We start from the raw sequence: 13470 nt of genomic DNA, 5'->3' as shown, positions 1-13470 counted from the left end.
TCGTGAGTGCCGGCCCGCCGCTCAGGCGTCCCGCTTCTTGAGCAGCACGTACCCGCACAGCACCGCCGCCGCCGTCCAGGCCAGCATGATCCCCAGCCCGCCCCAGGGCCCGTACGGCGTGCCGTCGCCCGGATCGGGCACCGTCCGCATGATCCGCTGGCCCGCCTGGTCCGGCAGGTAGCGGCCGATCTTCCGGGTGGCCGAGACGCTGCTGAGGATGGTGGAGACGAGGAAGAAGAACGGCATCAGGACGCCCAGCGACAGCATCGGCCCGCGCAGCACGGCAGCCACTCCCATGGAGAAGACCGTGATGAGCGCCATGTAGAGCGCCGCACCGAGGACCGCCCGCAGCACGTTCGGGTCGCCGAGCGCGGCCCGGTGGCCCCCGAGTGCGGCCTGCCCCGCGAAGAACGCGAGGAAGGCGGTGATCAGGCCGACGACGAGGGCGAGCACGGCGGCGACCGCGATCTTTCCGAAGAGGAACGTCCCGCGCTGGGGGACGGCGGCCAGGGATGTCCGGATCATGCCGGTGCTGTACTCGCTGGAGACCACCAGCACGCCGAAGACGATCAGCGCGAGCTGTCCCAGCCCCATGCCCGCGAAGCTCGTGCCGGTGGGGTCGAAGGTGATCCGGTCGGAACCGGTCAGATCATCGAACTCCTTGTTCATCAGCAGGCAGATCAGCATCCCCACCACCACGGTGACCAGCACCGCCGCGGCCAGCGTCCACACCGTGGAGCGCACCGACCTGATCTTCGTCCACTCCGACCGCAGCACCTGGGAGACCACCGGCATGTCAGGCCCCCTTCTTCCGCCGCCAGTCGGCGCCCCAGCCGGCCTCCGGCGGCGGCGCGCCCCCGGGCGGCGGCGCCGCTCCGGTCGCCCCCTCCGCCTCCGCGTGCGCGTGGTACTCCACCGAACCCGCCGTGAGCCGCATGAACGCCTCCTCCAGTGACGCCTGCTGTGGGCTCAGCTCGTGCAGCACCAGCCCCTGCCGCGCGGCCAGCTCGCCCAGCCGCGCCGCCTCCACCCCGTCGATCTCCAGTGCCCCGTTTCCGACGGTCACCGCCGTGATCCCCGCCTCGTGCAGCACGTCCCGCAGCCGCTCCACCTCGGGCGAGCGCATCCGGACGTACGACCGCGAGTTGTCCCGGATGAAGTCGGACATCGACGTGTCCGCGAGCAGCTTCCCGCGTCCGATGACCACCAAATGGTCGGCGGTGAGCGCCATTTCGCTCATCAAGTGGGACGAGACGAACACCGTACGACCCTGGGCGGCGAGCGACTTCATCAGCGTGCGGATCCAGTGGATGCCCTCCGGGTCCAGCCCGTTGACCGGCTCGTCGAACATGAGGATCACCGGATCGCCGAGCAGCGCCGCCGCGATGCCCAGCCGCTGCCCCATGCCCAGCGAGAACCCTTTGGACCGCTTCTTGGCGACGGAGGTGAGTCCGACCGTCTCCAGCACCTCGTCCACCCGGCGCCGCGGGATGCCGTTGCTCTGCGCCAGGCACAGCAGGTGGTGGTACGCGCTGCGCCCGCCGTGCGTGGCCTTGGCGTCGAGCAGGGCGCCGATGGAGGTGAGCGGGTTGTGCAGCTGCCGGTAGTGGCGGCCGTCGATGCGGACGGTGCCCGCCGTCGGGTTGTCCAGGTCGAGCATCATCCGCATGGTCGTGGACTTCCCGGCACCGTTCGGCCCGAGGAAGCCCGTGATCATTCCGGGCCGTACGGCGAAGGTGAGCTGGTCCACGGCGGTCTTCTCGCCGTACCGCTTGGTCAGCCCGACAACTTCGATCACGTTTGCACGCTAAGCGCGCCGCAGAGGGGCTGCCACTCGAAAGCTTCCGCGTGGAAAACGGGCGGGAAAGCGGAAGCGGTGGTGGGAGCGTTTCGGCTGACGGCGCGATCGGCGGCGGAGAACCCGGTAATCGATCAAGGAAAATCACCCGGGGGTGGAGGACCGCGTAATGATCATTAACCGAAGATCGGCGACGGCCGGCCGATAATCGGCGACCGGGCAAGCGGTGAAATGATCAAGAAATTAAAAACGATCAAGGAATAATCGCGCGCCCGCCCCTCCGCGACAGCACCCCCGCACACGACCGTCCGCCCACCCCCGTGCGAACGAGGTGGGCGGACGAGGAGAACCGTTGCGTCAGGCCCCGCCGCGGTCGCACCGGAGCACGAGCCGAAGGCGGCCGGTCAACGGGACTGCCGAGCGGTCGGTGGGCCGACGACGAGCGATCGGCGGCGGTCGACGGACAGGCGGGCCGTCAGCGGGTCTGCTGGGCCGGGACGCCGCGCGACATGGGCTCGTCGTCCGGGGCGCCGGCCGCGGCCACCGCCGCGCCGGTCAGCGTGGCCAGCATCTCGCGGACGTTGGTGAGCTGGGCGTTGATGGAGTCGCGGCGGTTGGTCAGCGCCGCCAGCTCGCGCTCGGACTCGCTGCGGATCCGGTCGGCCTTGGCGTTGGCGTCCGCGACGATGTCCTCGGCCTGCCGCTGCGCGGTCTCCACCGTCTGGCGGGCCCGGCGCTCGGCGTCCGTACGCAGCTTCTCGGCCTCCAGGCGGAGCTGCTCGGCGCGGTGCTCGATCTCCGCCAGGCGCTTTTCGGCCTTGGCCTGACGGGAGGCGAGGTCGCGCTCGGACTGCTCGCGGCGCTTGGCGAGGTTGGTCTCGAAGTCGGCGGCGGCCTGCGCGGCCTTGGCGCGCATGTCCTCGTACTGGGCCTGCGCCTCTTCCTGCTTGGACTGGGCGTCCTTCTGCGCCTCGGCGCGCAGCGCGGCGGAGTCGGCCTGGGCCTTGTCGATGATCCGGGCGCCCTCGTCCTCGGCCTTGGCCTTGCGCTCCGCCGCGTACTGCTCGGCGTCGTCCCGGACCTGCTGGGCGGCCGACTCGGCGAGCTCGCGGTGCTGTTCCGCGGCCCGGCGGGCCTCTTCGCGCAGGTCCTTGGCCTCCTCCTCGGCCAGCCGGAGGATCTTCTCCACACGAGCGCCGAGCCCCGCGTACGAGGGCTCGGCGTCATTGATCTGGGCCTGCGCGTTCTGCGTTTCGAGGTGCAGTTCCTCGATCCGCTTCTCCAGTGAAGTGATGCGGGCCAGCGCACTGTCGCGGTCGGCGACGAGCTTGGTAATGCGGTCGTCCACCTGACCGCGGTCATAACCACGCCGCACGAGCTCGAAGCCGAAGGGGGAGGATGTGTCGCTCATGGGGTTCCTGTCGAAAGAGACCGGTGAGGTGATGGGTGAAATCCTAGGGGCCCAGGCGCAAGGTCATCGAGTCAATGCTTTGTGTACTTGAAGAATGTCCCCTCATTTGAGTGGCTGATTATCGGACTGCTTGCCGCCCGAGCGCGGCGCTCCGGCGCCCGCCCCTGCCTTGACTCCCCCGTCCTTGGCACCGGACGCGGCCGGGGCCTCAAAAGACTCCAACGCCTCCAGCACGTCCTGGACACGGGAGATCTCCGCATTGATGTCCTTGCGGCGCCGGGCCAGCACCTCCAGCTCGCGCTTGCCCTCCTCGACCATCCGGCGGGCCTCGGCCTCCGCCTCGGCGCGGATGCGCTCGGCGTCCCGGACGGCGGCGGCCTTCTTCTGCTCGGCCTCCTTGAGCAGGCCCTCGGCCTTCTTCACGGCCGCGATGCGGACCTTGCTCGCCTCGCCGCTGGCCTCGCTCAGCAGCCGCTCGGCCTTCTCCTCGGCCTCCTGCTGCTGGGCGGTGGCCTGCGCGATGAGCTTGTCGACCCGTTCGCCGGCGTTCTTCATCGCCTCGGACGACTCCCGGCGGGCCCGGTCGTGCAGCTCCTCCACCTCGGACTCGACCCGGGTGCGCAGCTCCTCGGCGCGCTCGCGCACCGCCGTGGCGTCCCCGCGCGCCTCGCTCAGCAGCCGGTCGGCGTCCGCGCGCGCCTTCTCGACGGTCGCGTTGCCCTGGGCGGTCGCCTCGGTGACGATCCGCTCGGCCTCCTGACGGGCCACGCCGACCATCGTGTCGGCCTGCTCCTCGGCCGCCGCGGCGGTGCGCAGCGCCTCCTCCCGGGCCTTGGTGATCAACTGGTCGGCCTGCTCGGCGGCGTCCGCGCGCCGCTTGGCCGCGGCCTCGCGCGCGTCGTCGACGGTGCGCTCGGCCTCCGCCCGCGCGTCCGCGCGCAGCCGCTCGGCCTCGGCCTCCGCGTCTTCCTTGATCTTGGCCGACTGCGCGCGGGTCCGCGTCGCGTGCTCCTGCGCGGAGGCGACCGTCTCCGCGGCCTCCGCGCGCATCCGGTCGGCGTCGGCGGTGGCCTCGGCGAGGGTGCGGTCCGCCTGCTCGCGGGCCTCGGCGCGGGTGCGGTCCGCGTCCCGCTCGGCGGTCGCGGTGGCCTCGGCGGCCTCCGCGCGCAGCTTCTCGGCCTCGGAGGCGGCCTCCGAGATCAGCTGATCGGCCTGCTCTGCGGCGTCGGTGCGGGTCTTGTTCGCGGCCTCGCGCGCCTCGTCGGCGGTCCGGTCGGCCTCCTCGCGGGCGGCGCGCAGCACCTCCGCGGCCTCGGCCCGCAGCTCCTCGGCCTTCTCGGTCGCCTCGGCGACCAGCCGGGCGGCCTCCCGCTCGCCCTCGGACCGCAGCGTCGCGGCGGCCTCCCGCGCCTCCGCGACCACCCGGTCGGCGTCGTCCTGCGCGGACGAGGTCAGCTCGGCGGCCTCGGTGACGATCCGCTCCGCCTCCGCACGGGCCTCCGCGAGCACCCGCTCGGTCTGCTCGGCGGCCTCCGCGCGCATCCGGTTCGCGTCCTCGCGCGCCTCGGCGCGGGCACGGGCGGCGTCCTGCTCGGCGGCGGCCAGCGAGTCGGACGCGTCCGTACGGAGCTGCTGGGCCCGCGCGGTGGCGTCCGCGACCAGCTTCTCGGCCTGCGCACTCGCCTCCGCGACCAGCCGGTCGGCCTGCTCGGCGGCGTCGGTGCGCGTCTTGTTCGCGGACTCGCGCGCCTCGTCCAGCGTCCCGCCGGCCTCCTCGCGCAGCCGCTCGGCCTCCGCCAGCGCCTCCGCGACCGTGCGCTCGGCCAGCTCCTTGGCGGCGTCGGCCGCCTCCTGGGCCTCGCGGCGGATGCGGGAGGCGTCCTCGCCGGCCCGCTCCCGCTCCGCGTGCGCGTCGGCGCGGACCCGGTCCGCCTCCTCCTGGGCCTCGGACTTCGTCCGCTCGGCGGCGTGCTCGGCGGCCGAACGCAGCCCCGCGATCTCCTCCTCGGCCTGCTCGTGCAGCCCGGCGACCGCGTCCCGCACCTGCTGCGCGGTCTGCTCGGCCGCCTCGACGACCTCGGAGGCGCGCCGGTCGGCCTCCTCCACCAGGTGCCGTGCCTCGGCCTGCGCCTCGCTCACCCGCGTCCGGGCGGCGGCCAGCAACTCCTCGCTCTGCTCGCGCGCGGCGGTGCGCTCCTGGTCGGCCTCCTCGCGGGCCTCGCCGAGCAGCTGCTCGGCCTCCCGGCGGCGGCGGGCCGCCTCCTCCTGGGCGGCTGCCAGCGCCTCGGCGGCCTCCGTGGCGGTGCGCTCCGCGGCGGCGGCGGCCTCCGCGCGCAGCCGGTCGGCGGTCTCCTGGGCCTCGGCCCGGACCCGCTCCGCCTCGGCCGCGGCCTCGGCGCGCAGCCGCCCGGCGGCCGACTCGCCCTCGGCACGGGTGGCGCCCGCCTCCTCGGCGGCCTCGGCGCGCAGCCGTTCGGCCTCCTCCTCGGCCTCCTGCCGCAGCGCGCGCAGCCGCTCGGCGGACTCGGCCTTCAGGCGCGCGGTCTCCTCCTGGGCCTCGCGGCGCAGCCGCTCGGCCGTCTCGCGCGCCTCGCGCAGCGCCTCCTCGGCGGCGGTGACCTTCTCCGCGGCCTCCGCGTGCCGCCGGTCCAGCTCCTCCTCGGCCTTGACGCGCCGCTGCTCGGCGGCCTCCTCGGCCTGCTCGCGCAGCCGCCGGGCGGCCTCCTCGGCCTCCGTGCGGGTCGCGTCCGCCGCCTCCTCGGCCTCGCGGCGCAGCTCCTCGGCCTCCGTACGGGCGCGCTCCAGCGCCTCCTCGGCCTGCTCGCGCAGCGCCGCCGCGCGCTCGGCGGCCTCGGTGCGCACCCGCTCGCCCTCCGCCGCCGCGCCCGAGCGCGTCTCCTCGGCGTCGGACTTGGCCTTCGTCAGCAGCTCCTCGGCCGTGCGGGCGGCCTCCTCGATCTGCCGGACGGCGTCGCGGCGCGCCTCGGTGCGGATCCGCTCGCCCTCCTCGACCGCCTCGGAGCGCAGCTGCTCGGCCTCGCCGCGCAGCCGGCGGGCCTCCTCCTGGAGCTCGACGGTCTTGGCGCGGTACTCCTTGGTGTCGTCCTTGGCGGCGCCCTTGAGCTCCTCGGCGGTGTCGTGCGCCTCGGCCCGCAGCCGGTCCGCCTCGGCCTCCGCCTCCCGGCGCAGCCGCTCGGCCTCCTCGGTGGCGGCCTTGACGGTGGCCTTGGCGTTCTCCGACGCCTTGGACAGCACCTCCTCGGCCGTCCGCGCCGCCTTGGCGAGCTGGGCCGCGGAGTCCTCGGCGGCCTTGGCGCGCGCGGCCTCCGTCGCCTCGGCGACCACCCGCTCCGCCTCCGCGCGGGCGTCCGCGCGCAGCTGCTCGGCCTCCGCGCGCAGCGCCTCGGCCTCCTTGGTGGCCTCGCCGACCAGCCGGGCGATCTCCGCCTTGGCCGTACGGGTGCGCTGCTCGTTCTCCGTCTCGGCGGCCGACAGCCGCTTGGCGGCGGTCTCCCGCGCCTCCCGGACCAGCTTCTCGGCCTCGGCCCGCGCCTCCCGCAGCGCGGCGTCCGCCTCCTGGACGCGCGCTTGGGCGGCCTGGGTCAGCTCGGCGGCCTGGCGGCGCGCCGCCTCCGCCTCGTCGCCGGCCCCGGCGCGCAGCAGCTCCGCCTGGTCGGTGGCCTCCTGGGCCTGGGTGGACGCGGCGGTCAGCAGTCGCTCGGCGTCCGTACGGGCACGCCGCAAAATCGCTTCGGCTTCGGCGCGGGCCTGCTCGGCCTCGCCCGCGAGCCGCTGCCGCGCCTGCTCCACCATCCGGTGCGCCTCGGCGCGCGCGGCGGACAGCGCCTGCTCGGCCTCCGCGCGGGACTCGTCCACCAGCCGGCGGGCCTGCGCCTCGGTACGGGCGCGCAGCTGCTCGGCCCACGCGACGTTCTCGTTGACGTGCGACTCGACGGTCTGCCGGCGCTCGTTCAGCTCCTCGTCCAGACGCTGGCGCCGGGCCACCGCCTCGGCGTGCAGCTCGGCCTCCAGCCGGGCCTGGCGCTCGGCCTGCTCCTGGAGGAGGCGCTGCGTCTGGGCACGCGCCTCGCGCAGCTCGCGCTCGGCGTCCGCGCGGAGCTGGTCCGCCTGGATCTGCGCGTTGCGCAGCAGCTGCTCGGCCTGATGACTGACGTTGTCGTAGGCAGGACGGGCGGCGAGGTTGCGGCGCGCCTCGTGCAGCTTGGCGCGCAGCACCTCCACCTGGTAGCCGAGGTCGTCGGCGTGCTGGACGGCCTTCTCCCGCTCCTTCTTCAGCCGCTCCATCTCGGCCTCGAACTGCGAGAGGTGGTCGTCAGCCTCGTAGCGGTCGTTGCCCCGCACTGCGCGGTCCCATCCGTCCCCTGGTCATGGTGGCGGCCGGCTCCGTCCTGCTCGTGTGCGCCCCGTTGTGGTGGTGGCGGACGCGCACTGGAACCGACCCTTCCGAAGAAATGGTGTCAGATCATCGGCAGAGCATGGGACGGGCCCCAACCCGTACCCCGGCCGAAGCTGCACTCTACCGGCCGGGGAACTCGAAGGTCAGTGCTGCGTGCCTGTATGAGGGGTGTCGCCGTCCGCGGGCGGGGCGGCGGGCCCTCATGGGGAGGGGTGCCGGGCCCTAGTGGGGCGGAGTGGCGGTGCCCTCGTGGGGCGAGGTGCCGGTGCCCTTGTGGGGCGCGGCGGTGACGAGTTCCGTCAGGACGCCGTGGCAGTCCTTGGGGTGCAGGAAGGTGATCCGGGACCCCATCGACCCCTTGCGCGGCTGGTCGTACAGGACCCGTACGCCCGTGTCGCGGATGGCCTCCGAGTCGGCGTCGACGTCGGCGGTCCCGAAGGCGATGTGGTGGACGCCCTCGCCGTTCTTGGCGAGCCACTTGCCGACGGGGGAGTCCTCCCGGATCGGCTGGAGGAGCTGCAGGTAGGAGGCGCCGCCGTCGTCGGTCCCGTTGATCCGCAGCATGGCCTCGCGGACGCCCTGTTCCTCGTTGACCTCGGTGTGGAAGACCTCGAAGCCGTAGGTCGCGCGGTAGAACTCGACGGTCGTGTCGAGGTCACGGCAGGCGATCCCGATGTGGTCGATTCGCGTCAGCATGGCTCCAGTGCACCGCCCGTACACATGGTTACGCAACGTGCGCGCGATCACACCCACGGGCCGGTGACCGCGCGGGTACCGCTCAGTACATTGACGGTAACCCTCGTTAACTTCCCTGCACAGGAAGGGCCGCACCTATGTCTCCGACGAACGGTTCGACCGGCACCACCTCTGTGATCGTCGCCGGCGCCCGGACCCCCATGGGGCGGCTCCTGGGGTCCCTGCGGACCTTCTCCGGTGCCGAGCTGGGCGGCATCGCCATCAAGGCCGCGCTCGACCGGGCGGGCATCGGCGGTGACCAGGTGCAGTACGTGATCATGGGTCAGGTGCTGCAGGCCGGCGCGGGCCAGATCCCCGCGCGCCAGGCCGCGGTCAAGGCGGGCATCCCGATGTCCGTCCCGGCGCTCACCGTCAACAAGGTCTGCCTCTCCGGCCTCGACGCCATCGCGCTGGCCGACCAGCTCATCCGGGCCGGCGAGTTCGACATCGTGGTCGCCGGCGGCCAGGAGTCCATGACCAACGCGCCCCACCTGCTGCCCAAGTCCCGCGACGGCTACAAGTACGGCGCGGTGGAGCTGCTGGACTCGATGGCCCACGACGGCCTCACCGACGCCTACGAGAACGTCGCCATGGGCGAGTCCACCGAGAAGCACAACACCCGCCTCGGCATCGGCCGCGCCGAGCAGGACGAGGTGGCCGCGCGCTCCCACCAGCGGGCCGCCGCGGCCCAGAAGAACGGCCTGTTCGACGCGGAGATCACCCCCGTCGAGATTCCGCAGCGCAAGGGCGACCCGGTCCTCTTCAACAAGGACGAGGGCATCCGGGGTGAGACCACGACCGAGTCCCTGGCCAAGCTGCGTCCGGCGTTCAGCAAGGACGGCACCATCACCGCCGGTTCGTCCTCGCAGATCTCCGACGGTGCCGCGGCCGTGGTCGTGATGAGCCGGGCGAAGGCGGAGGAACTGGGCCTGGAGTGGATCGCGGAGATCGGCGCGCACGGCAACGTCGCCGGTCCGGACAACTCGCTGCACTCCCAGCCCTCGCGCGCCATCGAGCACGCGCTGGGCAAGGAGGGCCTGACCGTCGCCGATCTGGACCTGATCGAGATCAACGAGGCGTTCGCCGCGGTGGCCGTCCAGTCAATGAAGGATTTGGGCGTTTCGCCGGAAAAGGTGAATGTCAACGGCGGGGCCATCGCGTTGGGCCACCCCATCGGCATGTCCGGTGCGCGGATCGTGCTGCACCTGGCGCTGGAGCTGAAGCGCCGTGGTGGGGGCGTGGGAGCGGCGGCGCTGTGCGGGGGTGGCGGTCAGGGTGACGCGCTGATCGTGCGGGTGCCGGGGAAGAAGTAGGCGGTTCCGGGGCGGGCCGGGGCCGTGCGTGCGGCGGACCGGCCCGCGTCCGGCGGCTTTTCGGGGCTCGTTCCCCGAGGCCGCGCCCGGGAAAGCCGTACCGAAAGGCCGTGCGGGAAAGTCGTACGGAACAGCGGAAGTCGAAGGAGCCGAGCAGCGATGGTGGACGTCCCCGCACTGGTGGAGCAGGCACGGCAGGGCCGGCCGCGTGCCGTGGCCCGGCTGATCTCGCTGGTGGAGGGGGCCGCGCCACAGTTGCGGGAAGTGATGGCGGCGCTGGCTCCCCTCAGCGGGGGTGCCTACGTGGTCGGGCTGACCGGCTCGCCCGGTGTGGGCAAGTCCACCTCCACGTCCGCGCTCGTCACCGCCTACCGGAAGGCCGGCAAGCGAGTCGGAGTGCTGGCCGTGGACCCGTCCTCGCCGTTCTCCGGCGGCGCGCTGCTCGGTGACCGGGTGCGGATGAGCGAGCACGCCTCCGACCCCGGCGTCTACATCCGGTCCATGGCCACCCGCGGCCACCTGGGCGGACTGGCCTGGGCCGCGCCGCAGGCGATCCGGGTGCTGGACGCGGCCGGGTGCGACGTGATCCTCGTCGAAACGGTCGGCGTCGGGCAGTCCGAGGTGGAGATCGCCTCGCAGGCCGACACGAGCGTGGTGCTGCTGGCTCCCGGGATGGGGGACGGCATCCAGGCCGCGAAGGCGGGCATTCTGGAGATCGGTGACGTTTACGTCGTCAACAAGGCGGATCGGGACGGTGCGGACGCCACCGCCCGCGAGCTGAACCACATGCTGGGCCTCGGCGAGGCGCGCGCTCCCGGCGACTGGCGGCCCCCGATCGTCAAGACGGTGGCGGCGCGCAGCGAAGGCGTCGACGAGGTCGTGGAGGCGCTGGAGAAGCACCGGGCGTGGATGGACGAGCGCGGGGTGCTGGCCGAGCGCCGCCGGGCGCGGGCGGCGCGGGAGGTCGAGACGATCGCGGTGACGGCGCTGCGCGAGCGGATCGCCGATCTTCGCGGGGATCGGCGGCTGTCCGTGCTGGCCGAGCGGATCGTGGCGGGGGAGATCGATCCGTATGCGGCGGCGGACGAGTTGGTGGCGGGGGTTACGGAGGGCTGAGGCGGGGCTCGGGTGGGGGCGCCTGCCGTTATGTGCGGGGGCGGCTCTGTCGCGGGTGCGGCTTGGTGGTCGGTGCGCCTTCGCTTTCGTGTGGGGCGCGGTCTGTTCGCGGGTGCGGTTCGGCGGTTGTGCGCCTTTTGTTTCGTACGGGGTCGGGGCCGCCCCGGGGTACCTCCTCGCGGCAGTTGCGCTTCCCCGACGCTATGTAGGTCACCGGCCGCCGCGCCCCAGTCCGCTGCGGGGGCACCCCGGGACGTCCCCTTCCGTCGGTTTGGCGGCTGATCGCCGGTGGGGGCCGCTGGGCGGGTGCTTGCCGTGCGTACGCGGCGGGGTTGCCCCGGTGCGGCTCTCCTCTCTGCCTTCGGAAGGGAGCCGCCCCCACGCGGCATCGGCGGCTGATCGCCGGTGGGGGCGTGTGCCTGCGCCGTGAAACGCGTCTTTCACCTGTCCCGCAGCGGCACCCGCAGCTCGAACACCGTCGGCCGCCCCTCCCGCAGCGTCAGCGTGCCCCCATGGCGTTCGGCGACGTCGCGGGCGATGGCCAGGCCGAGGCCGGCGCCGCCGTCGTCGCGGGTGCGGGCGGCGTCCAGGCGGACGAAGCGTTCGAAGACGCGTTCCCGGTCCGGAGGCGGTACCCCGGGGCCGTCGTCCGTGACGCGGAGGACGGCGCTGCGGGCTTCGCGGACGACCTCCACGGACACCTCGGACGTGGCGTGCCGTTGCGCGTTGTCCAGGAGGTTGCCCAGGACGCGGCCCAGTTGGGGGCGGGAGCCGGTGACGTGGGCGCCGCCGTCCAGCGTGCCGGTGCGGACGGTGATCCGGTCGCCGGTCCGTTGGGACAGTTCCTCGCGGGTCAGCGCGGCCAGGTCCACAGGGGTGTCGGCGGGGCGTTCGCCCGCGTCCAGCCGGGCCAGTAGGAGGAGGTCGGTGGCCAGGCGCTGGAGGCGGACGGTGTCGGCGATGGCGCCGGGCAGGTCGAGCAGGGCCGGGTGGGCGGCGGCCACCTCCAGTTGGGTGCGGAGGCTGGCGATGGGGCTGCGCAGTTCGTGGGAGGCGTCCGCGACGAAGCGGCGCTGGCGTTCGACGGACGCCTCCAGGGCCGCCAGCGTCTCGTTGGTCGTCCGGGCCAGCCGGGCCACCTCGTCCCGGGACGCGGGTTCGGGGACGCGCCGGGAGAGGTCGGTGCTCGCCGTGATGGCGGCCATCTCGCCCCGGATGCCCTCCACCGGGCGCAGGGCCCGGCGGGTCACCAGCCAGGTCACCCCGGCGACGACCAGCAGCAGCGGCGGCAGGCCCAGGAGCATGGCGGTGCGGACCGTGCTGACGGCGCTGCGTTCGGGGGCCAGCGGCGCGCCGGCGCGGACGGTGACCTCGTTGCCGTCGGTGTCCTTGGCCTCCACTGAGGCGAAGCGGTAGGAGGCGGTGTGGTCGTCAACGGTCGCGGTGCCCGTGTCGTGGTCGGCCTTCTCGGCGACATCTCCGGGGCTCGGGCCGGGGCCCGGGGCCCGTGTGTCGTCGTCGGAGGGGGAGTCCTCGGGCTCGTCCTCGTCCGGCTCGTCGTCCGCGTGCGCGGACTTCCGTACGGGGTCGGTTTCGGTTTTCTGCGGGCGGTGGACGAGGACGGGGTGGCCGTCCACCGCCCGCAGGTCCTTGCCGGCCGCTCGTACGCGTCCGTCGTCGTCCAGGACCAGGACCGGGCGGTCGTCCTCGTCGGGGAGTTCCAGGCGGGCGTAGGGGGTTCCGGTGGCGATGCGGGCGGCGATCTCGCGGGCGGTGATCTCCGCCTGGAGGTCGGCCTGACCGACGAGGTTGGCGCGCAGGACGAGGAGGACGGCCGTGCCGGCGGCCAGCAGCGCCAGGGCGACCACTGCCGTGGCCCCGGCCGCCGCGCGGGCCCGGACCGAGTCGAGGAGCCTACGCACCGCGCACCAGCCGGTAGCCGGCCCCGCGCACGGTCGCGATGACGTCGGCGCCGAGCTTGCGGCGCAGGGCGCTGACGTAGACCTCGACGATGTTGGGGTCGCCCTCGTAGGCGAAGTCCCAGACGTGTTCCAGGATCTCCGCCTTGGACACCACGTCACCGGCCCGCCGCGCGAGCTGTTCCAGGACCGCGAACTCCTTGGCCGTCAGCGCCACCTCGGCCCCGTCCCGGCTCACCCGGCGCGCCCCCTGGTCGATGGTGAGCGGGCCCAGCCGCAGCACCGGCAGGGCGGTGCGCCCGCGGCGCCGCAGCAGGGCCTTGATCCGGGCGACGAGGACGACGTACGAGAAGGGCTTGGTCAGGTAGTCGTCGGCGCCGGTGTCCAGGCCCTCGGCCTCGTCGTACTCGCCGTCCTTGGCGGTGAGCATCAGGATCGGCACGTCGTCGCCGTCGGCGCGCAGGGCGGCGCAGAGGCGGTAGCCGTTCAGGCCGGGCAGCATGATGTCGAGGATCAGCAGGTCGTAGGCGCCCTCACGGGCGAGGTGCAGGCCCTCCCGGCCGTCGTGCGCCACGTCGACCGCGTACCCCTCGGCCGTCAGGCCCTTGGCCAGCGACAGGGCCAGCCGCTTCTCGTCCTCCACGATCAACAGGCGCATGGCTCCAGCCTCCCACCCGGCACCTGAAGGGTTCTTCAGGTGGCTTCAGGTCCGCTTCAGGATCACCGCGCCATGGTGGGGACCGACAGAGCAGGACGGGGGA

General features: G+C 73.6%; 9 protein-coding genes. 2 read left to right on the top strand and 7 right to left on the bottom strand.

Annotation, left to right across the window (positions count from 1 at the left end):
* Positions 1-21: 21 nt before the first annotated feature.
* From ABZX96_RS10780 to mce, 5 genes are all read right to left on the bottom strand, one after another.
* Entirely contained in the window at positions 22-795 is a 774-nt protein-coding gene (locus ABZX96_RS10780; protein ID WP_355541241.1) for an ABC transporter permease subunit, read from the bottom strand.
* Between the two features lies 1 nt (position 796).
* The gene (locus tag ABZX96_RS10775) at positions 797-1798 is read right to left on the bottom strand and encodes an ATP-binding cassette domain-containing protein (RefSeq protein ID WP_355541239.1); all 1002 of its coding nucleotides are present in this window, start codon (positions 1796-1798) and stop codon (positions 797-799) included.
* Between the two features lie 475 nt (positions 1799-2273).
* Positions 2274-3209, bottom strand: coding sequence for a cellulose-binding protein (locus ABZX96_RS10770; protein ID WP_355541236.1), 936 nt, complete (start codon positions 3207-3209; stop codon positions 2274-2276).
* A gap of 102 nt (positions 3210-3311) precedes the next feature.
* Positions 3312-7571: a polarized growth protein Scy gene (scy, locus tag ABZX96_RS10765; RefSeq protein WP_355541233.1), complete on the bottom strand. Its 4260-nt coding sequence runs from the start codon at positions 7569-7571 to the stop codon at positions 3312-3314.
* Positions 7572-7848: 277 nt separating this feature from the next.
* A complete protein-coding gene (gene mce, locus ABZX96_RS10760) occupies positions 7849-8322 on the bottom strand; it encodes a methylmalonyl-CoA epimerase (RefSeq protein ID WP_355541230.1) in 474 nt (157 codons plus the stop codon).
* 173 nt (positions 8323-8495) lie between these two features.
* On the opposite strand from mce, the gene ABZX96_RS10755 reads away from it, so the two are divergent.
* Together ABZX96_RS10755 and meaB are read left to right on the top strand one after the other, a co-directional pair.
* Positions 8496-9674: an acetyl-CoA C-acetyltransferase gene (locus ABZX96_RS10755; protein ID WP_355541379.1), complete on the top strand. Its 1179-nt coding sequence runs from the start codon at positions 8496-8498 to the stop codon at positions 9672-9674.
* A 159-nt stretch (positions 9675-9833) separates the two neighbouring features.
* Complete coding sequence (gene meaB / locus ABZX96_RS10750; protein WP_355541227.1) at positions 9834-10790, top strand: methylmalonyl Co-A mutase-associated GTPase MeaB; 957 nt, start codon at positions 9834-9836, stop codon at positions 10788-10790.
* A gap of 440 nt (positions 10791-11230) precedes the next feature.
* Here the strand turns inward: meaB and ABZX96_RS10745 are convergent, their stop codons facing one another.
* The gene (locus tag ABZX96_RS10745) at positions 11231-12712 is read right to left on the bottom strand and encodes a HAMP domain-containing sensor histidine kinase (RefSeq protein WP_355541224.1); all 1482 of its coding nucleotides are present in this window, start codon (positions 12710-12712) and stop codon (positions 11231-11233) included.
* Positions 12705-13367 carry a response regulator transcription factor gene (locus ABZX96_RS10740; protein ID WP_355541222.1) on the bottom strand — a complete coding sequence of 221 codons (663 nt, stop codon included), beginning with the start codon at positions 13365-13367 and terminating at the stop codon, positions 12705-12707. Before ABZX96_RS10740 ends, ABZX96_RS10745 begins: the two co-directional genes overlap by 8 nt.
* Positions 13368-13470: the final 103 nt, after the last annotated feature.

The sequence above is a fragment of the Streptomyces sp. NPDC003077 genome (genome assembly GCF_040611095.1).
Lineage (GTDB): Bacteria > Actinomycetota > Actinomycetes > Streptomycetales > Streptomycetaceae > Streptomyces.
This window is presented reverse-complemented; position numbering and strand designations above follow the sequence as displayed.

Coding starts and splice junctions, on each gene's coding strand:
- meaB (WP_355541227.1), top strand. CDS start 9,834: ATGGTGGACGTCCCCGCACTGGTGGAGCAGGCACGGCAGGGCCGGCCG.
- mce (WP_355541230.1), bottom strand. CDS start 8,322: ATGCTGACGCGAATCGACCACATCGGGATCGCCTGCCGTGACCTCGAC.
- ABZX96_RS10780 (WP_355541241.1), bottom strand. CDS start 795: ATGCCGGTGGTCTCCCAGGTGCTGCGGTCGGAGTGGACGAAGATCAGG.
- ABZX96_RS10740 (WP_355541222.1), bottom strand. CDS start 13,367: ATGCGCCTGTTGATCGTGGAGGACGAGAAGCGGCTGGCCCTGTCGCTG.
- ABZX96_RS10770 (WP_355541236.1), bottom strand. CDS start 3,209: ATGAGCGACACATCCTCCCCCTTCGGCTTCGAGCTCGTGCGGCGTGGT.